The following is a 23,271-nucleotide window of genomic DNA, read 5'->3' as shown; positions in this document are numbered from 1 at the left end:
TGTTCCATTTCTTCAACAGTGCTGTTGATGGCCCCTTTTTTTTCGATTTTTTGCGCGACAGCCGGAATAAAGATTGCGCATGCGCAAACTCCTCAGGCGGCCTTAACCGAGGCGTCCATCACATCCAAGCTTTGCCGAACGTGGTTGATCTCTTGGCGGATCATGGATTTTTCGAAGCCGCTGACGTGGTCGTCGTCGAGCGCCTGGTGAACCGCGATGGTCAGATCCGCCACTTCTTTCCCGACATTGATCAGCGACTTGGTGAGTGCCTGAGGTTCCGGCGCGGCTTTCGCAACGAGCTCGAAACCAAACTCGTTTGCCAGTGCTGTCAGAGGTCGTATGTCGCCGGTGTGCAACAGAATCCCGAACAAATGCTCCACAGTCAGGTGGTGTGCGTCGTTGTCCGGATTGGCGCGCTGAAGCAGTCCAACGTGAGGAACGCCCATCTTTGCAGCAAGGGTCTTGGCTTCGTTGTCCAGCACAGCGCTCTGGCAGGCCCGCAGAAAATCTTCCATTCGTAAAACCTCAAATTTGTTTCCGTGGCGCCCTGCCAGTGCGTGGGCGATCATTTGTTCAGGCAGTCAGCAATGAATGTTTCAAGCTGCTGTGCGTTTAGGGCGCGCAGGGATCGGGCGAATCTCGTTCGCCTCAATCCGGCCGTCGTCATAAAGGGTGATTTCAATGCTTCTGCCGGCTCGAACCATTTGCGAGATCGCGCTCTGGTTCACGCCGAGAGCAGCAGCAAGCGCGGCTTGAGTGCCGTGCTCTTCTAGGTATTTGCTCAAAGGGATCTTTTTCATGGAATTTCCACGGCTTGATATCTGCCATGGATAGTAGCAGCGCTGCTTTTTATCAGCAACAAAATACTAGCAGCGCTGTTTGCTTGGATATCAGCTCTGCTAATACTCTTGTACGTATGAAAATACGTCGCCCCCTCACCCCCGAAGAAGTCGCCGAGAGCGCCAGGCTCAAAGCTATCTACGAACAGCGAAAATTAGCTGCAAAAGCTGCCGGGCGCAGCCTGACGCAGGCGGACGTTGCTGAAGCGTGTGGATGGTCTGGGCAAAGTGCATTCAGCCAATACGCCACCGGGAAGGTGCCATTAAATGTGGAAGCGCTGCTGAAGCTCGCTAAGGCGCTCAACTTTGATGCAAGCGAGGTCAGCTCTCGACTGTTATCCACCGTCGCCAGCGTGCAGCAAGACCGCATACAGCCAAGCGTAAAACTTGGCACCATCGAAACTTGGGACGACGAAACCCCACTCGATGACGACGAGGTCTACGTCCCCTTCCTTCACGAAGTAGAGCTGGCGGCTGGATCTGGCAGGTTTGCGATTGAAGAAAACGCAAACTCGCGACTGCGCTTCAACAAGAAGGATCTGCGCCACAACGGCGTTCAGTTCAGCAACGCGAAGTGCGTCAAGGTAGGCGGCAACAGCATGGTGCCCGTGCTGCGCGATGGTGCTACGGTTGGCGTGAACGTTGGGAAAAACTCCCTGAGCGACATTGTCGACGGCGAGATGTACGCCATTAACCATAACGGGCAGCTGCGTGTGAAACAGGTTTACCGCATTCCGATCGGAATTCGCCTTCGCAGCTTCAATCGTGATGAGCATCCGGACGAGGACTACACGTTCCAGCAGATCCAGGAGCAGCAGATATCGATTTTGGGACATGTGTTCTGGTGGGCAATGTATTCTCGGTAGCCGTGATCTCGCATTTGCCATCAATTGACACTCACGGCTGTCGTGATTTGGCAAAAAAATCGCAAAATTGACCGCTGAACATATTGACGAAATTATCGTGACGAGATGCCGAGCTTCCTTCACCTGATGCTTGGTCGGTTTCAGACAGGCAACCGTACGCACAAATAGACAGAATCACGCACGGAAGCAACAATGGACGACATGAGTAAAGCATCCTTCAACGTTCTCTACGATGGCCCGGCCCTCGCTAACAGCGAGATGGACGTGCGCGAACTTGCACCAGCTCTCCTAGCCCTAGGCACCCTACTTGAGGAGGCCAACTCCGTCATCAACGATGGCCGGGCTCAAGTGGCTGTTCAGGTTAAAGCCACTTTCAAGACCGGATGTTTTGGCATTGAACTTGAAGTGATTCAATCGCTCCTTCAGCATGCCCACAACCTTTTTTCCAACGAATCGGTTGCTAACGCGAAAGAGCTTCTGGAATGGATTGGTCTCATCCAAGACAACGCTGGAAATGCGATCGCTGGTGGTGCCGGATTGCTCTGGCTGATCAAGAAAATTCGGGGTCGTAGGATCAATCAGGTGGTACTGCTGGATAACGGCAGGGTTCGAGTAGTTATGGATGACGGGGCACTTGAAACCGAGGAGAAAGTCCTAGCATTATACCGCCAATTTCGTGTTCGCCAGGCGCTGGAAGGTGTGCTCAAGCCACTTGAGGCTGATGGTATTGACACATTCGCAGTTACCAATTTGAAGCAGACTGACAGATTTATTGAGATAACAAAGGCTGAGAGGCCTTATTTCAAGACGCCCGAACCGGAATCTGAATCGCTTTCTGATGATGAGTTCGATGTGAACCTTCAAATTGTGAGTATTTCTTTTCAGGAAGGGAATAAGTGGCGTTTCAATGACGGAGCAAGCGTTTTCTATGCCGACATGCTTGACGAAGCATTTATTTCTCAAGTGGCGGCTAGTGCTACGAGCTTCACAAAAGGCGATATCTTAAAGGTTCGTCTTCGCAGAGTTCAGTCCTTGTCCGGCGAGCAGTTTAAAACAGATTACACAGTCATAAAAGTCCTCGAGCATCGAAAGGCAATGGCTCAATTGCCAATGAACTTCCAGCGAGAAGCTGACTAGAAGTTAAGGCCCGGCCCAGCGCCGGGCGTTTTTGCTGAACGGGACTCTAGTCTATCAAAGCTTTTTAACTGCACTTTCATTTATCGGTTTGAATTGGACGGCCAGTACATGTGGCGTAAGCTTAGTATTGGCATCATAAAGACGAGCCCTGACAGCGCTAACTGCCTGCAGTGCACTTTGCAATGACGCATCATTAATATCTGTTGGTGGCGGCAAGACAAAGTTTAACTGCGGTGAATCTATACCAATCTTAATAACCTCTATTCGGCCACTCAAGTAACCAGCCTTAGCAGCCACTGCAATTGCGAAAATATTTCCAAGATCTATATTGGATTTAGTTGTTGTCACATGCGCAAGGACCCTCACACCTACCCCAACACGACACGGTGTGTCTCCAACAGTCTCGATAACTTCATCCCTGTATTTAGCATAATCTAAAACCACATCATAACTGCCTGCAGAGCCTGAGAACTTGGCAGTCGCGAAACCAACACTGCCCTCTGTGTCTTTTCTGACAATAGAGACAAAAGATCTTTCTAGTGGAAGACTTATATTGACCTGCTCATTGCTTAGTGTTGACCAATAAACCTTTTTAACGCCTGTTGAGGTATCCATCTGCACCCAGTCAGTTCGTCTCGGATCAATTGACACATAATCGGGTGGATCGCGATCTATTTTCCCAGGAACCACAACCGAAGAAGCACAACCAGACAGAGTTAAAACGACGAGTAGGGGAATTATTTTTTTCATGTCTATCTTCCTAATAAACAATCGAGCTTAGGTGGTGGGTTCTCGCCTGCATCAATAGCAGTTCGAGATCACTCGCAGAGCATAGCCCAACATGTGTCGCTCGCCACATTCTAGGAATTGGCCTCCCCTTCCCCAATCACGCTTCGTTTCCACCCTCCGTCCCGCCCTCCAACCCTTCTACCGAATGCGCATAGAAAGCAGTCGCCTCCTCCACCAACTTCCGCCAGTCATCACCATCTTTCACGGTTGTGCGCTTGGCGAACATCCGAAAGCCACCGCAATCTTCGCGCTGAACCTGCTGGCCGGCTGGACGTTTATTGGTTGGCTTGTTGCGTTCATATGGGCTTTAAACAGGCCCACGCCAATCGAGTTCGCGAGAGCAAGTGGTTTCCGGAGTCGACTCATCGCGAACCAGAACGCATGCCCGAAACAAAAGACTGCCCTTTCTGCGCTGGAACCATCAAGGCCGCAGCCAAGAAATGCAGATATTGCGGCTTTGATTTGGAGCAGTAAACGGTGTGAGTAGCTTAAGCACCCTGTGAAGCCCGCCAAGTGCGGGCTTTTTTACGACCGTGGAAATTTTATTAGCAGCGCTATTTACTTTTAATATCAGCGCTGCTACTTTTATTCGCAAGCCAGGCAACTCAGGCCCAGCAGCGAAAGCCGCGCCGCTCTTTAGATCCTCCGTTTCACCTTGCCGAATCACCACCGGCCCAGATTCAAAGGCAGCGATGAACCGGCCTAAACGGTTCAGAGGGTTGGCAACTGACCCGGGCGTGCAGCGTAAAACGTCGAAAGCAGTTATCCAGCGGGAGAACAAGCCGAAAGGCCCGCGGCTGGAGGAACAATTTGAATGAGCCCGTACCGCGCCAGCAGCGCCGAAGGGACACGGAAAGTTTCACTAATGCGCCTGGTTGGCCGGGCGCATTGGGAAAACAACCGGAGTAAGTCGATGAACGACGTCCAGATAAAACGGGTAACGGAAATTGTTCAGGAGATCGCGACTGACGAGAGCATCTGCTTTGATGAGGCTTTCTCAATCGCGATGGGGCATTTGAAGCATTGGGCGGACGAAATGCCTAAAGGCAAGCCCTTCTCCGGAGGGGGAAAAGATCAGGCTGTTGGAAGCCAGGCCGACCAATTTTCGGACTGAGATACGAAAATCCAAGGGCCGCCGTGCGCTGAAAGCGGAGTTGCAAGAGTCCTGATTCTCTCGCGAAGATCGGTAATCTCAAGGCTACTCGTTCCGAAATAGGTTCCGATTGGCAGCTTTCGAATGCTCCCGTCCGAAAATACGACAGTCTTCTTGAGGCCCAACAATTCCATGCCTGCGTGAAGTTCATCGTAATCCTCCCAATCAGCCTTGAGCAGCTCAACTCGCACCATAAATTCAGCCATCAACGTATTCCTTGTCTCAACTGTGGTTCCAAGATCCTACCTATTTCCCTCGACTGTGGAAAGCGAGGAAACAGGGAGCCTGCCCCTGTAAAAAAAGGCGCCACGACAGCCTGTCGTTAACTGCCCGATCCTCTCTGTGAGAGCGCATCGGAGTGTGATCTGAGGCTAAGTCTCGAGCAGCGGATGAGCCAACCGGTCGCCTATAGGGCTACCCCTTCCGCCGAATGCCGGTTGAGCCCCGGCCAGATTACACCCCGATGCGGATGAAACTGCGGACTACTCCCGTTCCTTTGCATCTCGGTAATAGCTATCACATACGACTTCAAGTAAATCTTGGGTGGCCTCGGTCCGCATGCGCAGAACAGTATCCTCAAGTTCTGCTTTGTGTTTTGGCTGCGAGGAGAATTCCCTAATGTCGTTTGCTAATTGAGTCGACATGTGTGGATGTAGCGATATGTATTGCTCTAAAGAAAGCTCCTTTTCTGGATGCTTCTGTGCGCAGACTTGGTAGAGAGCTGCACCACCGACGGCCATCTCATGTTCGCTGGCAGCCTGTGCGGTCGACGCAAAAGTGCTGCCGATAAGCGCGGCGAACACGCCTATACGCGATCTTTCCAACGGCATTTCATACTCCAGATTTCATGTTTGGCATCAATGCCGACGCAAGACTATCGGCCTAGTCCCATCATTTCTTTACCCCCTCCCCGCTGCCGACACCACCCGAATGCACTCACCTCCCAGCCCAACGGCAACCAGCGGAGCGGATGAGTGCATTGTGAGTTTTGTTGGATCAACACCCCGCCAATCTGGAGGCGACCATGTCAGCTCTACGCAAGCCCATCCCGGAAGACGACTTTCTCGACATGGAGGCAGGTCAGGAATGGCTGACCGAGTCGGTCGACGATCTGCTTTCTCGGCACCACGTCGAAGCGCCGAACCCAGTTGGACGAAGCAAGGTACTGGTCAACGCAGACCACCTGCCGGAGGCGCTGACGGATTACATGGCCGCGAGCCCAGATCCTGATCGATACATAGAGAAGATTTTGATTGAGCTGATCAGGCGCGGTGAGGATGGGATTTTGCACACTTGGGCCGTGGAGGCTGTCGGCGGTGATCCGAAAATTATCCGATCGCTGGCCGGCGACCTGGTCGCGGTGCACGCCAACGAATACCGAGACGCCAAGCGCGAAAGCGATCGCGTGGAACGGGAGTGCGGGTTTTGAGCCCTCACATCCTGATCGACCAGGCCCTTGATGGTGTGTCGGCTCCCGCCGGCGAAGAAGACATCAGCCTGCTGGTGCAGGGCCTGATCACCCGCCTCTTCACCGACGGCGCGATCACCACCGATGAGTTCAACCACTACTGCAAACGCCTGCGTGACACCTGTCAGCGGCGCAAGGAGGACACATGAGTACGGCGCCGGTTAAATCGCTGATCGACGAGCAGCTCGAGGACATCGAACACAAGATCGCCCTGCTCGGCTTCGGTCTTCCCTTCAACGAGGTCATCGGGCGCAAACGCGAGGATCTGGTTGCCAGTCTTCCTCAGCGCCTGGCACCAACGATGAAGGGCGGGCGCATTGCCGTGAAGGTTCGGCCGTGACCGCTCGCCAATGGGCGCGCCGCCTGATCATCTGGCGCGGCGCCTTATCTTCCCTCGGCGTTTTCACCTTCCTGATGCTGCTCAGCGCCCTCGCTGACCGAATCACCCAATAAACAATGCATTCAATCGCTGCGCAGCGCGCGGCAAGGAACAGTCATGTCCGCTCAAAGCGTGGCGCCGGTGGCGCACGACCGAAACCTTCACGTCCTTCCTCACGCCGCAACCAGCACCAGCGCTTTGGTTCTGGATGGTGACAGCTTGGACAAGATGATGCGTCTGGCAGAAGTCATGGCCACCGGCCGCGCCACGCTGCCGAAACACTTCAATGGCAACCCGGCGGATTGTCTGGCGGTCGTCATGCAATCAATGCAGTGGAAAATGAATCCGTTCGCCGTGGCGCAGAAAACGCATTTGGTGAACGGCGTGCTGGGCTACGAGGCACAGCTGGTGAATGCAGTGATCACTACCTGCGCACCGGTGGTGGATCGCCTGCACTACGAGTGGTTCGGTGCCTGGGAAAAGGTGATCGGCCAGTTCGACATCAAGACCAATAGCGAAGGCAAACAATACCGCCAGCCAGGCTGGAAGCTTGAGGACGAGCAAGGTTTGGGCGTGAAGGTCTGGGCGACCTTCCGCGGCGAAGAAGAGCCGCGAGTCCTTGAGTTGCTGCTTGCCCAGGCTCGCACTCGAAACAGCACGCTCTGGGCTGACGACCCTCGCCAGCAACTGGCGTACCTCGCCACCAAGCGCTGGTCGCGCCTCTATTGCCCGGACGTGATCCTCGGCGTGTACAGCCCAGATGAACTCGAAGAATCCGCGCCAACCATTCGCGACGTATCACCGGCGCGCGGCGCGGTACCAACTGAGCTTCCGCCCTACCCCGACGAGAAGCTCGCCGAAAACCTGCCGAAATGGCAAATCGCTGTCGACGCCGGCCGTTCTGCCCCTGATCACCTGATCGCAACCGTCAGTAGCAAATTCACCCTGAGCGAAGAGCAGATCGCCAAGATCAAAGCGCTCGCGCCAATTGAAGGAGATAAAGAATGAAAATCCACAATGTCGCTCAGGGCTCCGAAGCCTGGCATGCGCTCCGCGCCAACTACTTCACTGCATCAGAGGCGCCAGCAATGATGGGAGCCTCGAAGCAGATGAAGCGCACCGAACTGCTGCACGCGAAAAAGACTGGCCTTGATCGGGACGTATCGTGGTGGGTGCAGAAAAACCTGTTCGACAAGGGGCACGAAGCGGAGGCGCTCGCTCGACCGATCCTCGAAGCACGAATCGGAGAGGATCTGTTTCCCGTGGTCGGCACCGAAGGTGATCTACTCGCATCGCTCGACGGCTGCACGATCCTTGGCGATGTGCTTTTCGAACACAAGATGTGGAATGAGCAGCTCGCTGCTGACGTTCGCGCCGGCAGCCTCGATCCGCACTACTACTGGCAGCTCGAACAGCAGTTGCTGGTGAGCGACGCCGAGAAGGTGATCTTCGTCTGCTCCGACGGCACTGAAGAAAATTTCGTTTCGATGGAATACGCGCCGGTACCGGGCCGCGCCGAAACGCTCGTCGCCGGCTGGAAACAGTTCCAAGCCGATTTGCAGGACTTCACCCCTGCTGAAGCGGCGCCGGAAGCCGTTGGAAAAACACCGGAGTCCTTGCCAGCCTTGCGCATCGAAGTAACCGGCATGGTCACCGCCAGCAACCTGGAGCAGTTCAAAGCCCACTCGCTGGCTGTCTTCGGCTCGATCAACACCGAGCTGGAAACCGATCAGCACTTCGCCGACGCCGAGAAAGCGGTCAAATGGTGCAGCGATGTAGAGGAGCGTCTGGAAGCTGCAAAGCAGCATGCGCTGAGCCAAACCGAAAGCATCGACGCGCTGTTCCGTACCATCGACGAAATCAGCGGCGAGGCGCGTGCCAAGCGCCTGATGCTCGACAAGCTGGTGAAGGCTCGCAAGGTGAGCATCCGCGAAGATATCGTCATGACCGCAGCCAAGGCGCTTCAGACGCACATCGACCAGATCAACACTTCGCTTGGTGGCAAAGCCCGGATGCCTGCGGTACCAGCGGATTTCGCCGGAGCCATCAAAGGCAAGAAGACGATCAGCAGTCTGCGCGACTCCGCCGACTCTGAACTGGCCCGGGCGAAAATCGCTGCCAGCCAAATCGGCGACAGCATCCGGAGCAACTTGGCCAGCCTGGACGAACTCGCCGCCGACTACCGGTTCCTGTTCAACGATGTGCAGCAGTTGGTGATGAAAGCGAACGACGACCTGGTCGCGCTGATCAAGGTGCGCATTTCTGAGCATCAGAAGGCCGAGGAGCAGAAAGCCGAAGAACAGCGCGCGCAGATCCGTCAGGAGGAGCTGCAGCGAATCGCCGACGAGGCGAAAGCCAACGCGCCGGTCGAGCCTGCACCAGTTGCCAGCCCCGCACCGGTGAAACCCGCTGCGCCAATTCAGTCTGCCGCGAAGCCAGCGACCACTACCGCAACGCCGGTGAACTTGCAGGCCGAAGTGTTCGATCTGGAGTCGCTGATCAAAGCTGTCGCCTATGGCCAAGCCCCTATTTCGGTGCTGACGGTGGACTGGGAAGCGCTCGACACGATGGTCGCCGCTCAAGGCGCCAAGTTCAGCATGGCCGGCGTCAAGTTGGTCAAGGTGGCGGCATGATCAGCCTCAACCTCAACGCAGTTCGAGCAAAACAAACTAAGTCGGATGAAATCGCCGCTGCGATGGCTGATTTCTGGACGCGGCCCGGCGGCACCTTCAAAGAGCTGTCGCCGGTTCGGATGGAGCCCAGGCCTGCGCGGCGGGACTGGGTAGACCCTGAAACGGTCCTCAAGCGGCGCCCGAAGCCGATATCGGCCGCCGACCGAAAGGCTCTTCGCAAAATGGCCGAATCGCTATGAAGTCGAAACGCAAACCCAACAACGGTTTCGCCCGGGCAGAGCGCAGTTGTCGGGCGCTGCTGCGCACCAACCACGTCGCAGTGGTGAACATCGACCCCAGCGGCAGCCAGATCATGGCGAACTGGAAGAGCTGCCGGCAGATCCGCAGTCTGGCGATCGTCAACGCGATCTTTGATTTCTCCTACCGGTGGACGATCTATATCGGTGCCATGTGTCGCGACGAGCGCGGCGCCGAGTACATCAAGTCGGTGGAGATCTCGCCTGAGGGGATTTACAAGGTCGAGCGCCTGACCGATGCGATCGAGCATTACTACCTGGAGCTGCGCAACAGCTGCAACCCGACCCATATGGTCGCGTCAGGCTGGATCGCCATTCCGGACGAGATATCGATGGACGAAGCTCAAGCCGCGAAGCTGTTCTACGCCGCCGGCGCTTGGCGTCAGGTGAAGATCGCAGCGTGAGACGTTCCAGACCCCAACAACGCAAACGACAGACCTGGCTGGACTTGCCGGCCAGCGGAATAGAAGAGGTAGGCCATGGCCAAGAGCAACGCGGAACGCTCAGAGAAAGCCGCGGCGAAGAGGAAGAGCCGCGGCGAAGAAGAGATCAGGCTGCACTGCCTGCCCGGCACTCGCCAAGCACTTGCTGAGCTGATGGCCTGGAGCGGCATCGAGAAACAGGGCGAGGCGATCACCCTGATGATTCATCACCTGCACGGCCTTGGACCGGGCGGCGCTCTTCCACTGCTTGAGCCGCCGCCGCGACACGAATACGTGATACCTGAAAACGTGTCGCGGAAATTGAAGCTCGCCTATCAGCGAGAGTCTATGCGGATAGCGATCGAGGAGTGATCAGACTTGGAAGCCTGCAGTTAGCTGAATATTCTCGAGAGCCTGCATAGCCGCCGTTTTCTCTTTTGGTCCTCCAGGGCCATTACTTCCCATAATAGAGCCTGCGGCAACATGGAAAACCGAAGCGGGAGGATGACCAGACCTAAGGCTGTTTTCCTTGATAAGGGCAATGACAAGATGCTCGAGAGCGGCCAAGCGTGCTGACTCATCCATAACAGAATCTCCGTGGTAACCGGCCTAATACCGGTCACCCGTAATACCCCACCCCAAACCAAATTGCCACCACCGGTCACGGAGGGCGGCGCCTGACTGGAGATAATCCATGGACCACAACTGCGCGTACGTCCGGCAGCACTATCAGGTGCCTGCCGAAATCGGTCGCCGCGTCATCGCCTACGGAAAGCCCGGTGTGATCCTGGCCGATCGCGGCCACTACATCGGCGTGGTGCTGGACGAAGATCAGAAGAAGCGGATCAGCAACTACCACCCAACCTACGAAATGCAATACTGCGAAATGGCCGAGACGTTACCGCTGAAAGAGTGGTTGGTCCTGCCGTTCGAGCATGATTGGGACGATCTCGACTGGAGCCGGGAGGCCCGCGAAGATCTGGTAAGAGTTTGGGCAGCCACTCGAAGTCAGGCCAAATACAAGGCCTACGAGCGGCTTCAAGATTACTGCCACAGCATCAAGGCGATGCTGAATTTCAAAGTTCGACGCGCTTGATTAAGGCTTATCTTTTCGCACCTGCGGCTTCACGTTTCTTATCCATGTGTGAAAGATGTTCTCGACGCATTTGCGCTGTGCTAATTCAATCAGGGCCCGCTCAAGCCATTCGGATTTAGGAAGAGCCTTGGATATGTATTCAGGGCGATCATGTTCGGATGACTCTTCAATAAGAAAGAAAAGGTCCATCTGAAGAGCGCTCCAAGCAGAGTGGACGTCGTCCAGATCACGATCGGTGAAAAGCAGCTGCAGTCGCACTATGTCCTGCGACAGCTCATATCGAGCTATCGGCCAATGAGCATCGAGCGATTGCTTTTCATGTTGGGTCAAGCCGTGGAGTTGATACTCGCCGTGCACCTCACTAATTAGGAACCTAGTAATGAGATTCGCTCGTAGCAGCGCACCGCTGGTTTTCTCGTAGCGCTCTAACCATAGTTTTTCTTGCTTTGTTTTGAATACCGCGAAATATGCGCCAGCTGCGGCAACCAAAATAGTAAGTAGAAACGAAGACATTACTTCTCCTTGATCCGACTCAATGCCGGGGCGAACAGAGATACCGCAACGAGCGGCAATATTCCAGCTCAGACGAAAATTGTAGGCTCAACGACTAGATGCGCCGACTCCATATAGCTGGCCAGGTCGATGACCTCCCGAAGGAACACGGCCATTTCCAGCTTCACTGCGTCGTCAGGCAGCCCGATCCGTTTCAGCATCGCTTTAGCGTCCTCTTCGATAGCCGCTAGCGCATCTACATCGCTCTGCAACCTCATGTCGGCCTCCTGCCAGTGTGAGATTGCAGATAAATACCCCACTTCTACAAATCACGCCAGCTGGCAAAACAATTGCATGAGCGAGCACTGATAATTCGATATCTGATCACAGGGTTCCAGACTGGTACCAGTCATACTCAGATTGAAGTAGATGGCGCCTTTCCTATTGTGCCGATTAACGCTCCAACTCATTCTGGTCTAGAGTATTTTGCAAGTAGATCATCGGCTTTTTTGCAGATATTAGATTGTACGTCACTAATCAGATTAAGACGGGCCTGCCCTTTCAAAAAATAGTCTTCCCACAAATCAGTAGGCTTTTCACGAAGTGCGAAGATCCTAGTAGAAAATGCAACTATTTCTGAACCGCCGCTTCTGACTTGTTCAATGAACTGCCAATAAGAGGTACTAAGTTCGGCTTGTTCTTCTAAACTCAAATGATGCTGAAGAATAATGTAAGCGCCGTAGAGCGCCGCATCAGCATTAGTCCAAGCTTTTCTAGCAGCTTCCGTTTTACCCCAGAACCAACCGTCGACCTCTCTGTTATCCCACACATCGTCGAGCAGGCTAAAGCCTAGTGAGACGTACCAATAACCCTCACCTGCGCTTTGACACGCTTGGTGAAAATCTCGAATAGCTCTGTACTTTTCAGCAAAAAGAAACTGCTTCCTCCAAGCACTTAAAGCAATCAATGCCGCAGCTGCGGTGATAACGGTGGCAACAGCCCCAAATATTTCAAAAAGATCGTGGACATTATCCACCACGAAAAAACCTGTCTTATCTGGAATCATCCCCCAAATCACCCCTGTACAAAACAACGAGATACAGCCAACCCAGATCACCCAGTCTCTTTTCAAAAAAATTTCCCGGCAAATTTCACTTAACGAAGATTATGCCGAAGCCAAAGGCTTCCGGCGAGGATCCCCTATGTCCGCACAACAGAAGAAACACCCCTTCGATTTCAAAACTCAATACGGACTAGGCTTCAGCACTCAGGACGATGAGATCGTTGTCGACTTCTTCTGCGGTGGCGGCGGCGCCGGTACTGGTCTGGAGATGGGCCTGGGCCGCGCGGTGAACGTGGCGAAAAATCACAGCCCGCAGGCGATCAGCATGCACACCGTGAATCACCCGGGCGCGGTGCACTACACCACCGACGTGTTCGAAGGTGATCCGGACACCGAGTGCGGCGGCAAGGCCGTGGGCTGGTTCCACATGTCACCAGACTGCACGCACCACAGCCAGGCCGCCGGCGGCCAACCGCGAAAGCGTGAGATTCGTAACCTGTCGTGGATCGGCTTGAAGTGGGCCGGCAAGAAGAAGCCCCGCGTGATCAGCCTCGAGAACGTTAAGCAGATTTTGCAGTGGGGCAAACTGATCGCCAAGCGCGATAAGGCCACCGGTCGCGTGGTGAAGCTCGGCGGCGAAGTGGCCGCACCTGGTGAGGTTGTGCCAGTTGGGCAGCAGTTCCTCATCCCAGATCCAAAGCAGCGCGGTCGCACATGGCGCCGCTTCGTGGCTCTGCTTGAAGGGATGGGCTACGTCGTTGAGTGGAAGGTAATCAAGGCCTGCGACTTCGGCGCGCCGACCAGCCGCGAACGACTGTTCATGATCGCCCGTTGCGATGGCCAGCCGATTGTGTGGCCTGAGCCGACCCACGCGAAGAACCCGGCGAAGGGCCAAAAGAAGTGGCGTACCGCCGCCGAGTGCATCGACTGGACCATCCCGAGCAAAAGCATCTTCGACAGGCCTAAGCCTTTGGCGCCGGCCACCCTTCGCCGAATCGCCAAAGGCATGAAGAAGTTCGTCATCGATGCCGCCGACCCGTTCATTGTGCCGATCGCGAACTGGTCCGGTGAGTGCGTGCAGTCTGCGCATGAACCGCTGCGAACCGTTACCTCATGGCCACGCGGCGGATCGTTCGCAATGGCCAGCCCGATCATCGCGCCAGCAACCCATCAGGGCAGCGACCGGATCAACGACCCACATGACCCGCTGCCGACAGTCACTTGCGCCAATCGCGGCGAGTTGACGTTGATCAGTCCGGTACTGGTTGGCACTGGTGGGCCAGCGTACAGCGGCAAGCCTGCGACAGCGGATCAGCCGGCCGGAACATTGATGACCCAGAACCATCGCGCGATCGCTGCCGCACACCTGGTGAAGTTCAGGTTTGCGGATGAAGGCAAGGCGCTCGACGAGCCGCTGCCAACCATCACCAGTGGCGGAAACTACCAGCGCCCCGCCGGCGCAGCGCACGCCATGGGCATTTCAACCGTATTCATGGCGCAAATGAATGGAGGCTTCAATACCACGGCGGCCAAGAGCATCGAAGACCCAATGACCACGGTGACCAACACCGGCAGCCAGCAGCAACTGGTGACAGCGAACCTAGTGCACCTTCGTGGCAACTGCGCTGCACGGGACGCAGCCGAGCCGCTGCACACCATCAGCGCCGGCGGCACCCATCACGGGCTGGTAACCGCCTTCGTGGAGCGCCAGTTCGGCGCCAGCGTCGGGCAGGGTGTAGACGAGCCAGCACCAACCATCACGGCCGGCGGTGGCGGCAAGAGCTCGCTGGTCGAGCTGCAGCTTTCGCCAGAGGTTGAAGCCGGCGCGCTGCGTGTAGCGGCATTCCTGATCAGCTACTACGGCACCGAGAACATGAGCGCCGCCGACGCGCCAGCGCCAACCATCACTACCAAGGATCGGTTGGGCCTGGTCACCGTCACCATCAAGGGCACGCCCTACGTGATCGTCGACATCTGCCTGCGGATGCTGCAACCGGCAGAGCTGTACAAGGCTCAGGGCTTCCCCGCCGACTACATCATCAGCCACGGCGCAGACGGCAAGCCGTTCACCAAGACTCAGCAGGTCCACATGTGCGGCAACAGCGTCAGCCCGCCGCCGATGGCTGCACTGGCGCGAGCCAATGATCCGTGGCGAGCAAACAACCGGCAGGCGGAGGCTGCTTAATCATTATCGCGGATATCGGAGCATGCGTAGCACTCATCTGCGGCTGACTCCACTACCTCCTTGACGTGATCGGTCATGTCACGGGAGTTATCAAAGTTACCCACCTCGCCGCTCGTCATAAGCGAGTTGCCTAACTTGTAGGCAGGGGTGGGGTCGTTGCCCGGGTTGTAATGATTGGAGTGGCGCTCGCAGTACTCCAGCACTCCCGCCCTGACAGCAATACTGATAGCCATGGATTGCTTTTCTTCCTCTTCCATCATCGCATTCTTTGCCTGGCCCATTGCGCTAACTCCGATAGAAATGAGGACTCATCCTGATCCTCTGCGGGACCTCCTTCAAGCACCTTTAAAAAAAGTTGTGGAGGACCATCCGTCGACCACCCTCCACCGCCCGGGCATGCCCCGGCACAGGACGCACCATGCCCACAGAAAACAAACCGGCCGAGCCGTTGCCGAGCTTGGCGACCGGTGCCGCGCTTGATGCGTCGACCTGGACCGACTTCGTCGAGCGCCTCCGTTATCACTGCAACGGCGCAGGCGTTAAATGGCACCACACTGCGGCCGCCATTTTCACCGTGCAGACCAAGCGAATCGATTACGGCTACGAGATCGACTACGCGGAAGGTCGAGTCGTGTGCCTGGAAGATCGGTCGTGGTTCAGCCCTAAGGAGTACTGGGAAGATCTCGACGACGAGGAGCGCGCAGAAATCGAACAGGCTCTGATGGCCGATCGGGAATGCAGCTTTATGGATCTGGACGAGGACGACCAGTGGGAATATCTCGCCGAGTGCGATGACCACACCGTCACCGGCTGGAACAAGCGCTGGGAGATCGTAAACAGTCACTTCACCCGAGAGGCAGCCGAGGCCTTCATCCGACGCAAGCAGCACGACTACGGCGAAATGCGCGTCTACGTCGAGTCGCAGTATTACGCCTGGGAATTTGAAGCCATCAAGGAAGCGATCCTCGACGGCACGCTGACCTACACGCCAAAGGTGGCGGCATGAAGCGCATCTATCTCAGCGGGCCAATGACCGGCCTGCCCGAACTCAACTTCCCCGCCTTCGCCGTAATGACCGCCAACCTGCGCGACGCCGGCCATGCCGTAACCAACCCCGCCGAGCTCAACCCTGACGGCGGTTCCTGGAACGACTGCATGCGCCGCGACATATCCGCCCTGATGGACTGCGACACCGTGGCCACGCTCCCGGGTTGGGAGCACTCAAAGGGCGCCCGCCTCGAAGTGCTGATCGCTGAACGCCTCGGCATGACGGTTGTGAATGCCCATGATCTGGTATCGATTAATTAAAGCGTGTCAGGACGAAAGGTCTTTCAACAACATACGCAGACTCTTGTCTAGCTCATCGTATTTCAATGCAATTGCTTCAGTACCATGTATTGCTCTACGAATTAACTTCAAGCGTCGGTTGTCAGCATTGTCTTCATATGCAACATCCATCACTTCAGAAACCAGATCCTTTGTTTGTTTTTCAATGTCGTCTGGAGAGGTCGTAAAGGTTTGAAGCTCGTTATCGCTCAGTAGATCGCACATGTTCCTCCACGCATATTGGAGGGCGTCCATATGTCGCCACCATGCAGTCATTTCGGCCTGGGGAATTGGCGCATAGGGTTGCCCACTCGCTGTGGACCCTGAGTCGATACCGGCCACTAGCCCAGCTTTTAGGGAATAGATAAAATCTCTAACAATGCCTGAGTTTGACGCAACTAACTGAACCTCCTTTATCAATTTATATTTTTCTGTGTGCTTAAATTGTGGATACCAAGCATGGAGAGCATAAATCGCAGTTAACGCCGCTCCGATCGTCGCCAGGCTTGAAGCAGCGCTCAGAAAAGTGACTAAACCAACCTCTCCATCTTTTGTAAAAATAAACCCAAATACAACGCCTGCCAGAAACAACAGGCAGCAGTAGAAAAAAATCAAATAGCCGTTTGCTCGACTCATAGAGTTACGCCGTTTAATGAGGTTGGCTCGAGTCTACAGCTACTCCCTCCCCCTTCAAAGTCAGCCGCTATAGCGGCAAGGAACCGGCATGCCCAGGAAAAACCACCTCATAGTCGACTCCGGCTGCACGCAGGACAACGAGCGCTGGTCGCTGTCGGCTTGCGGCCTGAATGAAGAATCCGAAGTCGCATGGGACGGCACCCACCAACGCGAATTTGTCAGCTGCAAACGATGCCTGGCGAAAATGGCCAAGCCGCGACCGGCTCCAGAGCCATTCCACAAAGAGCGTCCCATTCTTTTCAACGGTGCGATGGTGCGCGCGATTCTGTCCGGCCAAAAGACGGTCACGCGCCGCCCGATCAAAGGGAATCAGATCCCGACCTATATAAAATCAGATTCCCCCGAACATCAGTGGATGGCCGTGGTTCAAGATCATCCGCGCTGGGGCTTCGGTGCATTCGGTGCGACTGAGGAGGAATGCGCGGCTGAGCTGGCAATGTACGGTGGCTGCCCGTACGGGCGGCAAGGCGATCGGCTGTATGTCCGTGAAACTTTCAATCGCACCAACCCGGGTGGCGCGAAAGGCGTTTATTACTACCGCGCTGACGGGGAGTTCCCGAAAAGCATCGGCGGCGGGAAGTTCACCGATACCGAATCATGGAAGCCTTCGATTCATATGCCGCGAGCAGCCAGCCGCATCCTGCTGGAGATCACCGACGTGCGCGTCGAGCGGTTGCAGGACATCACCTACGAACAGGCCGTAGCAGAGGGTGTTCATCGCGGCCGGCTACGAGAGTGGTGCGCGAGCGACGAAGGCGGCACCTGCCACAAATACCCGATACCGGCATTCCGCGACCTTTGGCAATCCACCGGCGGCGACTGGGACGCCAACCCGTGGGTCTGGGTAGTCGAGTTCAAGAGGGTTCAGCCATGATCTTCGCCACCCTGTTCATGCTCCAGCACATCTACCGAGGGCCGTGGCGATGAACCATCAACCCAAAGGTGGCATGTGCGCCACCTGCACCCACGCCCACCGCAATTGCAGCCACCTTCCCTTCAACACCATGCCGCCGCTTTCGAACGACGGGCAGACGGTGATCGTGCGCTGCACTGACTTCCAGAGGCGCGAGCGATGAATTGCCTGGTCAGCGTCCGCACCGAGGAACTGACCGGCCCGGCGCTGGACTGGGCAATAAACGCGATCGAGGGTGATCAGCAGCCCGGTACCGGTCAACGGCAACTCTTCGCCCTGCCCGACACAGAGCAGCTGATCACAAAGTACGGCGTCTGGGTCGATGTTGGCCACCGGCATCCTTGGCTGGCCGATATGAATAACGACCCGCTCAAACGGGTCGCCGGCGAAACCCGAACCATCGCCGTGTTCCGCGCCGTGGTCTTCGCCAAGCGCGGCGCAACCGTGAAAGTCCCCGCCGAACTGATTCAGCAATAACCCCAACAACTCAACAGCCTGCCGGTGTACGGCGGGCGAGGAATCCTCATGACCAAAGATCAGTTGCCGAAGCTGGTTGCGGCAGTCGCGCGCGCCATCGAAGCAGCTAAAGCCGCAGCAGCAGCTGCTCCGGACGATGGCGGTAGCGCGAACCTTGATCGCGTTTATCTGCGCGTCAGTCGCCTCCGCGAGAAGACGCTGCACGATGCCGGCCTTCATGGCTGGATGCAGGCAGCCAGCACCTTCCACGTCCGCGCTTTCCACCTCGGAGCACCTTTTGATGGCCAAGGCAATCGGCGCTACGCCGGCGTGCAGGCCATGTACAAATCCCTGATAGCGGAATGCGTCGATTGCGGCGTCTGGTACCAGGCTGATTAACCCTCACCACCTTCTGCCGCCACGCGCGGCATGGAGCATCACAATGAGAAAAGAGCTGATCAAGATCAGTGAGTTCCAGCGCCGGCGCTGGGGCGAGAACGGCACGCCTCCGTGCCCCCAAGCAATCCGCAACTACATCCGCAACGGCCAGGTGCCCGGCGAGCAGATCGGAAAACTCTGGTACGTTGATTGGACAGCGTTCAGTCGATCGGACGGCAACGATCTGGTCGCGATGGTATTGAAAGGAGCTGCATGATGGTCCCACGGCCGCGCAACAAGGCGAACAAGAGCCTCCCGCAGAACCTGTACTTCGATTCGCGGCGCTCGACCTATCGCTACCGGCGGCCTACCGACGGTAAGTGGTTCCAGTTCGGCACCGACCGAATCAAAGCGATTGATGCCGCGAAGCAGTTGAACCTGGAGTTCATGCGCGGCGCCGACCTGATCGGCGCGGTGATGGGCAGCACATCCGAATCGTTCGCCGGTTTCTTGGATACCTACGAGCGCGACGTGCTGCCACCACGGGAGCTGGCGAAAGGTACATTGGGCTTGTACGCCGTGCACTTCCGCCGCTTCCGGAAACAGTTCGAAGGCAAAGCAGTCGACCAGATCACGATCCGCATGATCGCGGAGATGCTGGACGCCCTCACGCCGCGCACTGCCAACCAGTGCCGCGCTCTGCTGATCGACATCTTCAACCACGCAGCGGCCAAAGGCCTTTGCCCAGACAACCCCGCGGCCAGCACCATCAATCGAATCGAGAAGAAGCAACGCAAGCGACACACCGTCGAAGGCCTGAAAGCCATCCGGGAGAAGTCACCGTTCTGGCTTCAGAACGCAATCGACCTCGCGCTCATTACTGCGCAGCGCCGGACGGACATCTTGAATATGCGGTTCGATGGTGTTCGGGAAGGGTTTTTGTATGTGGTTCAGCAGAAGACGGCCAAGGCCAGCGACGCGGCGTGGATCCGGTTCAAAGTAACCGAAGAACTCCAGGCAGTTATCAGCCGGTGCCGGGATGACATCGTTTCGCCGTACTTGATCCATCGCCGCCCGGACCGCAAAAAGCAGAAGCAGGCGCAGACGAAGGACCACTGGACGCAGGTCGAAGAGCGATATTTGACGCGAGCCTTCAAAGAGGCCCGGGAAGCGGCGGGTTGTTACAAGGGATGGAAGGAAGAGGAAATGCCAGGCTTCCATGAAGTGCGCGCGCTGTCGCTGCACCTGTACCAGAAAGCCGGAAAAGACGGTCAGAAGATCGCTGGCCATGCCAGCGAGACCATGACGAAGAACTACCAGAAAGACCATGCCGAGATCGTCTGGTCAGAGGCAATTCCTGATTTGAATATCAGCGAAATCACCGGGTAGTTTTGCGCAAGTTTTGCGCGGGTTTTGCGCAGGCACAAAAAAGCCGATCCATCTGATCGGCTTAAGTGTCTGATTTTACTCAGGAAATATGGTCGGGACGGAGTGATTCGAACACTCGACCCCTAGCACCCCATGCTAGTGCGCTACCGGACTGCGCTACGCCCCGACTGGTTTTGCAACTCGCTCTTCACCTCGAAGAACGCTCAAGAATATATCGCAAGCTTTTGAAAACTGGAAGTATTCAAACGCTGCTTTTTATTTCTTGAGTACCACCAGCACATCTTCGAGTTCGGCGATCATCTGGCGGATCATCTGCTTGTATTGGGTTGTGTCATCTTTGGCTTCATCGCCGGAGAGACGCAAGCGCGCGCCTCCAATGGTGAAACCTTGATCGTAAAGGAGCGCGCGGATCTGCCGGATCATCAGCACATCCTGGCGCTGATAATACCGGCGGTTTCCGCGGCGTTTGACGGGGTTGAGTTGAGGAAACTCCTGCTCCCAGTAGCGCAGCACGTGTGGCTTTACGGCACACAGCTCGCTGACTTCACCAATGGTGAAGTAGCGTTTGCCCGGGATGACGGGTAGTTCGTCGTTATGACTTGGTTCCAGCATAAGCCTCAACTCGGGCTTTCAACTTCTGCCCTGGACGAAAGGTGACCACACGGCGAGCCGTGATCGGGATTTCTTCCCCCGTTTTCGGGTTGCGGCCAGGCCGCTGGCGCTTGTCCCGAAGGTCAAAGTTGCCGAAACCGGACAATTTGACCTGCTCGTTGTCTTCAAGAGCGTGCCTGATTTCCTCGAAAAACAGTTCTACCAATTCCTTGGCTTCCCGCTTGTTCAGGCCCAGCTCTTCATACAGACGTTCCGCCATCTCAGCTTTCGTCAAAGCCCCCATACGTCACTTCCTTAACGTGGCGTTCAACCTTTGTTCGAGCGAGGTGAGGATATTTTGCGTCGTCGAATTCACCTCATCGTCATTAAGAGTGCGCGATGGATGCTGCCAGGTCAAGCCAACTGCAAGGCTTTTTCTATCAGGATCAATACCTTTACCCTGATATACGTCAAACAGCCTGAGATCTGTGAGCCATTCGCCTGCATTTTCACGGATTACGTCCAATACAGCCGAGGCTGCAACGTCTTTGTGCGCAATCAATGCAAGGTCACGACGCACTTCAGGAAAGCGCGACAACTCGTGGAATTTCGGCATTTTACCGAGCGCCACTTCCGCCAGAACCAGCTCGAAAACGAAAACCGGACGATCGAGGCCGAGGGATTTCGACAGTTCAGGATGAATAGCGCCGATAAAGCCGACTTCTCGCCCTTCCCGCTCAATGCGTGCGGTTTGACCCGGATGCAGCGCCGGGTGTTTGCCCGGGGCGAAAGTGAACGAATCCAGAGCACCGGCGAAACCCAGTACGGCTTCCACGTCAGCTTTGACGTCGAAGAAATCGACCGTGTCGCGACCTTGCGCCCAACCTTCCGGCAGACGGCTACCGCAAACAACACCGGAGAGCATCGGCTCTTGCTTCAGGCCTTCCAGTTGACCGACAAAGCGCAGGCCACTTTCGAACAGACGCACGCGATCCTGTTGACGGTTCAGGTTGTGCTGCAACGCCTTGACCAGACCCGGCCACAGCGACGAGCGCATGGCTGCCATGTCGTTGGAGATCGGGTTAGCCAGCAACAGCGGCTCGACGCCCGGGCTGAACAGTTCGAACTGCTTTGGATCGATGAAGCTGTAAGTGATCGCTTCCTGATAACCACGAGCCACCAGCAGACGGCGCAGTTCAGGCAGATCGCTACGTGCTTCGGCCTTGGCTTGCGGCGCCAGGCGCGCTTGCGGGTAACGAACCGGCAGACGGTTGTAACCGTACAAACGGGCCAGTTCTTCGATCAAGTCGACTTCCAGACTGATGTCGAAGCGATGGCTTGGCACTTCAACGCGCCACTGCCCTGCTCCGTCGGCGGAAATATTCAGGCCGAGGCCATTGAGCAGACGCTCGACCTGTGCCGAATCCATTTCCATGCCCAGCATTTGGGTGATGCGCTGCGCACGCAGTGTAATCGGGGCAATCGACGGCAAGTGCTGCTCGCTGACCGTCTCGATGATCGGACCGGCTTCACCACCAGTGATTTCCAGCAGCAAGCCAGTAGCGCGCTCCATGGCTTCACGGGCCAGTTGCCAGTCCACGCCACGCTCATAGCGGTGCGAAGCATCGGTGTGCAGGCCGTACGAACGAGCCTTGCCGGCGACAGCGATCTGGTCGAAGAACGCACTTTCAAGAAACACATCGCGAGTAGTCGCGGATACACCGCTGTGCTCGCCACCCATCACACCGGCAATCGCCAGGGCACGTGTGTGGTCGGCAATCACCAGCGTATCGCTACGCAGGCTAACTTCCTGGCCGTCGAGCAATACCAGCTTCTCGCCCTCTTCCGCCATGCGCACACGGATGCCGCCATTGATTTCGGCGAGGTCGAAGGCGTGCAGCGGTTGCCCCAGTTCGAGCATCACGTAGTTGGTGATGTCGACAGCAGCGTCGATGCTGCGCACGTCGGCGCGACGCAGGCGCTCAACCATCCACAGCGGTGTTGGCTTGGACAGATCAACGTTGCGAATGACACGACCCAAGTAACGCGGGCACGCGGCTGGCGCCAGCACTTCTACCGAACGCACTTCGTCATGCACGGCAGGAACGGCAAGCACCACTGGACGGGTGACCGGAGCGGCGTACAACGCGCCAACTTCACGGGCCAGACCAGCCAGCGACAAGCAGTCGCCACGGTTCGGGGTCAGGTCGACCTCGATGCTGGCGTCTTCCAGATCCAGATACACGCGGAAATCTTCGCCCACCGGCGCGTCAGCCGGCAGTTCCATCAGACCGTCATTGCCTTCACCGACCTGCAGCTCGGCTTGCGAGCACAACATGCCGTTGGACTCGACGCCGCGCAGCTTGGCCTTCTTGATCTTGAAGTCGCCCGGCAACTCGGCACCGATCATGGCGAATGGAATCTTCAGGCCCGGACGCACGTTTGGCGCACCGCACACGACCTGGAAGGTTTCCGCACCATTGCCGACCTGGCACACACGCAATTTGTCGGCATCAGGATGCTGCTCGGTGCTCAGCACCTCGCCCACTACCACGCCACTGAATACACCGGCGGCCGGGGTCACGCTATCGACCTCAAGACCGGCCATCGACAGACGGGCAACCAGCTCGTCGCGATTTACCTGCGGGCTAACCCAGCCACGCAGCCATTGTTCACTGAATTTCATCCTGCTCTCCTAAGAATT

The 23,271-nt window shown here is 56.4% G+C and carries 36 protein-coding genes and 1 tRNA gene; 22 read left to right on the top strand and 15 right to left on the bottom strand.

Annotated features, from left to right (window positions below):
- Positions 1–92: 92 nt before the first annotated feature.
- On the bottom strand, positions 93–515 hold the full coding sequence (locus tag ACA069_RS10755; RefSeq protein ID WP_497617418.1) for a phage regulatory CII family protein: 423 nt from the start codon (positions 513–515) through the stop codon (positions 93–95).
- An 81-nt stretch (positions 516–596) separates the two neighbouring features.
- Complete coding sequence (locus ACA069_RS10750) at positions 597–800, bottom strand: Cro/CI family transcriptional regulator (protein ID WP_025110113.1); 204 nt, start codon at positions 798–800, stop codon at positions 597–599.
- Positions 801–916: 116 nt separating this feature from the next.
- Here ACA069_RS10750 and ACA069_RS10745 point away from each other — a divergent pair, with 116 nt between their 5' ends.
- On the top strand, positions 917–1,705 hold the full coding sequence (locus tag ACA069_RS10745; RefSeq protein WP_497618216.1) for an XRE family transcriptional regulator: 789 nt from the start codon (positions 917–919) through the stop codon (positions 1,703–1,705).
- Between the two features lie 192 nt (positions 1,706–1,897).
- Positions 1,898–2,842 (top strand): LAPAL motif-containing putative phage structural protein, encoded by a 945-nt coding sequence (locus ACA069_RS10740; protein WP_497617416.1) that lies wholly within the window; start codon positions 1,898–1,900, stop codon positions 2,840–2,842.
- Positions 2,843–2,896: 54 nt separating this feature from the next.
- Here ACA069_RS10740 and ACA069_RS10735 read toward each other — a convergent pair whose 3' ends face one another.
- Positions 2,897–3,592 carry a hypothetical protein gene (locus tag ACA069_RS10735; RefSeq protein ID WP_497617415.1) on the bottom strand — a complete coding sequence of 232 codons (696 nt, stop codon included), beginning with the start codon at positions 3,590–3,592 and terminating at the stop codon, positions 2,897–2,899.
- A gap of 91 nt (positions 3,593–3,683) precedes the next feature.
- Here ACA069_RS10735 and ACA069_RS10730 point away from each other — a divergent pair, with 91 nt between their 5' ends.
- From ACA069_RS10730 to ACA069_RS10720, 3 genes are read left to right on the top strand one after another with little or no spacing between them, the layout of a single operon-like run.
- Positions 3,684–4,118 (top strand): superinfection immunity protein, encoded by a 435-nt coding sequence (locus ACA069_RS10730; RefSeq protein WP_497617413.1) that lies wholly within the window; start codon positions 3,684–3,686, stop codon positions 4,116–4,118.
- Positions 4,119–4,164: 46 nt separating this feature from the next.
- A complete protein-coding gene (locus ACA069_RS10725) occupies positions 4,165–4,449 on the top strand; it encodes a hypothetical protein (RefSeq protein WP_497617411.1) in 285 nt (94 codons plus the stop codon).
- Positions 4,446–4,745 carry a hypothetical protein gene (locus ACA069_RS10720; protein ID WP_497617410.1) on the top strand — a complete coding sequence of 100 codons (300 nt, stop codon included), beginning with the start codon at positions 4,446–4,448 and terminating at the stop codon, positions 4,743–4,745. The genes ACA069_RS10725 and ACA069_RS10720 overlap by 4 nt, the downstream gene beginning before the upstream one ends.
- Positions 4,746–5,266: 521 nt before the next feature.
- Here ACA069_RS10720 and ACA069_RS10715 read toward each other — a convergent pair.
- Positions 5,267–5,614: a hypothetical protein gene (locus ACA069_RS10715; RefSeq protein WP_497617409.1), complete on the bottom strand. Its 348-nt coding sequence runs from the start codon at positions 5,612–5,614 to the stop codon at positions 5,267–5,269.
- A gap of 194 nt (positions 5,615–5,808) precedes the next feature.
- On the opposite strand from ACA069_RS10715, the gene ACA069_RS10710 reads away from it, so the two are divergent.
- From ACA069_RS10710 to ACA069_RS10675, 8 genes are all read left to right on the top strand, one after another.
- Positions 5,809–6,213, top strand: coding sequence for a hypothetical protein (locus ACA069_RS10710; protein WP_497617407.1), 405 nt, complete (start codon positions 5,809–5,811; stop codon positions 6,211–6,213).
- Positions 6,210–6,401, top strand: a complete 192-nt coding sequence (locus ACA069_RS10705; RefSeq protein WP_497617405.1) for a hypothetical protein — start codon at positions 6,210–6,212, stop codon at positions 6,399–6,401. The genes ACA069_RS10710 and ACA069_RS10705 overlap by 4 nt, the downstream gene beginning before the upstream one ends.
- On the top strand, positions 6,398–6,592 hold the full coding sequence (locus ACA069_RS10700) for a hypothetical protein (protein WP_497617403.1): 195 nt from the start codon (positions 6,398–6,400) through the stop codon (positions 6,590–6,592). The genes ACA069_RS10705 and ACA069_RS10700 overlap by 4 nt, the downstream gene beginning before the upstream one ends.
- A 156-nt stretch (positions 6,593–6,748) precedes the next feature.
- Complete coding sequence (locus tag ACA069_RS10695; protein ID WP_497617402.1) at positions 6,749–7,639, top strand: RecT family recombinase; 891 nt, start codon at positions 6,749–6,751, stop codon at positions 7,637–7,639.
- Positions 7,636–9,264, top strand: a complete 1,629-nt coding sequence (locus ACA069_RS10690; protein ID WP_497617400.1) for a YqaJ viral recombinase family protein — start codon at positions 7,636–7,638, stop codon at positions 9,262–9,264. Before ACA069_RS10695 ends, ACA069_RS10690 begins: the two co-directional genes overlap by 4 nt.
- Positions 9,261–9,503, top strand: coding sequence for a hypothetical protein (locus ACA069_RS10685; RefSeq protein ID WP_497617398.1), 243 nt, complete (start codon positions 9,261–9,263; stop codon positions 9,501–9,503). Before ACA069_RS10690 ends, ACA069_RS10685 begins: the two co-directional genes overlap by 4 nt.
- Positions 9,500–9,964 (top strand): hypothetical protein, encoded by a 465-nt coding sequence (locus ACA069_RS10680; protein ID WP_497617396.1) that lies wholly within the window; start codon positions 9,500–9,502, stop codon positions 9,962–9,964. The genes ACA069_RS10685 and ACA069_RS10680 overlap by 4 nt, the downstream gene beginning before the upstream one ends.
- A gap of 75 nt (positions 9,965–10,039) precedes the next feature.
- Positions 10,040–10,354, top strand: a complete 315-nt coding sequence (locus tag ACA069_RS10675; RefSeq protein WP_497617394.1) for a hypothetical protein — start codon at positions 10,040–10,042, stop codon at positions 10,352–10,354.
- Here the strand turns inward: ACA069_RS10675 and ACA069_RS10670 are convergent, their stop codons facing one another.
- On the bottom strand, positions 10,355–10,567 hold the full coding sequence (locus tag ACA069_RS10670) for a hypothetical protein (protein WP_497617393.1): 213 nt from the start codon (positions 10,565–10,567) through the stop codon (positions 10,355–10,357).
- A 109-nt stretch (positions 10,568–10,676) separates the two neighbouring features.
- Here ACA069_RS10670 and ACA069_RS10665 point away from each other — a divergent pair, with 109 nt between their 5' ends.
- Positions 10,677–11,078: a hypothetical protein gene (locus ACA069_RS10665; protein ID WP_497617391.1), complete on the top strand. Its 402-nt coding sequence runs from the start codon at positions 10,677–10,679 to the stop codon at positions 11,076–11,078.
- Here ACA069_RS10665 and ACA069_RS10660 read toward each other — a convergent pair whose 3' ends face one another.
- The 3 genes from ACA069_RS10660 to ACA069_RS10650 all read right to left on the bottom strand — a co-directional run bounded on the left by ACA069_RS10660 (position 11,079) and on the right by ACA069_RS10650 (position 12,702).
- Complete coding sequence (locus tag ACA069_RS10660) at positions 11,079–11,591, bottom strand: hypothetical protein (RefSeq protein WP_497617389.1); 513 nt, start codon at positions 11,589–11,591, stop codon at positions 11,079–11,081. It lies immediately after the preceding gene.
- Between the two features lie 68 nt (positions 11,592–11,659).
- Complete coding sequence (locus ACA069_RS10655) at positions 11,660–11,848, bottom strand: hypothetical protein (RefSeq protein WP_497617388.1); 189 nt, start codon at positions 11,846–11,848, stop codon at positions 11,660–11,662.
- Between the two features lie 188 nt (positions 11,849–12,036).
- Entirely contained in the window at positions 12,037–12,702 is a 666-nt protein-coding gene (locus ACA069_RS10650; RefSeq protein WP_497617386.1) for a hypothetical protein, read from the bottom strand.
- A 70-nt stretch (positions 12,703–12,772) separates the two neighbouring features.
- Between ACA069_RS10650 and ACA069_RS10645 the strand changes: the two genes are divergently transcribed.
- The gene (locus tag ACA069_RS10645; protein WP_497617384.1) at positions 12,773–14,818 is read left to right on the top strand and encodes a DNA cytosine methyltransferase; all 2,046 of its coding nucleotides are present in this window, start codon (positions 12,773–12,775) and stop codon (positions 14,816–14,818) included.
- Here the strand turns inward: ACA069_RS10645 and ACA069_RS10640 are convergent.
- Positions 14,815–15,099, bottom strand: coding sequence for an Ea8.5 family phage-derived protein (locus ACA069_RS10640; RefSeq protein WP_489532186.1), 285 nt, complete (start codon positions 15,097–15,099; stop codon positions 14,815–14,817). The two genes, ACA069_RS10645 and ACA069_RS10640, sit on opposite strands and share 4 nt — an antisense overlap.
- Before the next feature lie 137 nt (positions 15,100–15,236).
- Here ACA069_RS10640 and ACA069_RS10635 point away from each other — a divergent pair, with 137 nt between their 5' ends.
- Together ACA069_RS10635 and ACA069_RS10630 are read left to right on the top strand one after the other, a co-directional pair.
- The gene (locus ACA069_RS10635; protein ID WP_497617381.1) at positions 15,237–15,824 is read left to right on the top strand and encodes a hypothetical protein; all 588 of its coding nucleotides are present in this window, start codon (positions 15,237–15,239) and stop codon (positions 15,822–15,824) included.
- A complete protein-coding gene (locus ACA069_RS10630; RefSeq protein ID WP_497617380.1) occupies positions 15,821–16,126 on the top strand; it encodes a DUF4406 domain-containing protein in 306 nt (101 codons plus the stop codon). Before ACA069_RS10635 ends, ACA069_RS10630 begins: the two co-directional genes overlap by 4 nt.
- 6 nt (positions 16,127–16,132) lie before the next feature.
- On the opposite strand, the gene ACA069_RS10625 is transcribed toward ACA069_RS10630, so the two are convergent.
- Entirely contained in the window at positions 16,133–16,780 is a 648-nt protein-coding gene (locus ACA069_RS10625) for a hypothetical protein (RefSeq protein ID WP_497617378.1), read from the bottom strand.
- Positions 16,781–16,868: 88 nt separating this feature from the next.
- Between ACA069_RS10625 and ACA069_RS10620 the strand changes: the two genes are divergently transcribed.
- Entirely contained in the window at positions 16,869–17,714 is an 846-nt protein-coding gene (locus ACA069_RS10620) for a hypothetical protein (RefSeq protein WP_497617377.1), read from the top strand.
- Positions 17,715–17,771: 57 nt separating this feature from the next.
- Here ACA069_RS10620 and ACA069_RS10615 read toward each other — a convergent pair whose 3' ends face one another.
- Positions 17,772–18,086: a hypothetical protein gene (locus ACA069_RS10615; RefSeq protein ID WP_497617375.1), complete on the bottom strand. Its 315-nt coding sequence runs from the start codon at positions 18,084–18,086 to the stop codon at positions 17,772–17,774.
- Between the two features lie 21 nt (positions 18,087–18,107).
- Here ACA069_RS10615 and ACA069_RS10610 point away from each other — a divergent pair, with 21 nt between their 5' ends.
- The 4 genes from ACA069_RS10610 to ACA069_RS10595 are packed head-to-tail and all read left to right on the top strand — an operon-like array spanning position 18,108 to position 19,976.
- Positions 18,108–18,230 carry a hypothetical protein gene (locus ACA069_RS10610; protein WP_497617373.1) on the top strand — a complete coding sequence of 41 codons (123 nt, stop codon included), beginning with the start codon at positions 18,108–18,110 and terminating at the stop codon, positions 18,228–18,230.
- 48 nt (positions 18,231–18,278) lie between these two features.
- Positions 18,279–18,608 (top strand): hypothetical protein, encoded by a 330-nt coding sequence (locus ACA069_RS10605; RefSeq protein ID WP_497617371.1) that lies wholly within the window; start codon positions 18,279–18,281, stop codon positions 18,606–18,608.
- 43 nt (positions 18,609–18,651) lie between these two features.
- Entirely contained in the window at positions 18,652–18,864 is a 213-nt protein-coding gene (locus ACA069_RS10600; RefSeq protein WP_072392567.1) for a hypothetical protein, read from the top strand.
- Positions 18,864–19,976 (top strand): tyrosine-type recombinase/integrase, encoded by a 1,113-nt coding sequence (locus ACA069_RS10595; RefSeq protein WP_239779179.1) that lies wholly within the window; start codon positions 18,864–18,866, stop codon positions 19,974–19,976. Before ACA069_RS10600 ends, ACA069_RS10595 begins: the two co-directional genes overlap by 1 nt.
- Before the next feature lie 89 nt (positions 19,977–20,065).
- Here ACA069_RS10595 and ACA069_RS10590 read toward each other — a convergent pair.
- The 4 genes from ACA069_RS10590 to pheT form a co-directional block, all read right to left on the bottom strand.
- Positions 20,066–20,142, bottom strand: a tRNA-Pro gene (locus ACA069_RS10590).
- Positions 20,143–20,231: 89 nt separating this feature from the next.
- Positions 20,232–20,588: a MerR family transcriptional regulator gene (locus ACA069_RS10585; RefSeq protein ID WP_003179985.1), complete on the bottom strand. Its 357-nt coding sequence runs from the start codon at positions 20,586–20,588 to the stop codon at positions 20,232–20,234.
- The gene (gene ihfA, locus ACA069_RS10580; protein ID WP_002553164.1) at positions 20,569–20,871 is read right to left on the bottom strand and encodes an integration host factor subunit alpha; all 303 of its coding nucleotides are present in this window, start codon (positions 20,869–20,871) and stop codon (positions 20,569–20,571) included. Before ihfA ends, ACA069_RS10585 begins: the two co-directional genes overlap by 20 nt.
- A gap of 3 nt (positions 20,872–20,874) precedes the next feature.
- Entirely contained in the window at positions 20,875–23,253 is a 2,379-nt protein-coding gene (gene pheT / locus ACA069_RS10575; protein ID WP_497617368.1) for a phenylalanine--tRNA ligase subunit beta, read from the bottom strand.
- Between the last annotated feature and the right edge of the window lie 18 nt (positions 23,254–23,271).

The organism is Pseudomonas sp. LBUM1652 (assembly GCF_059716105.1).
The sequence above is the reverse complement of the archived record's forward strand: the minus strand, read 5'-3'. Positions and strand labels throughout refer to the sequence as shown.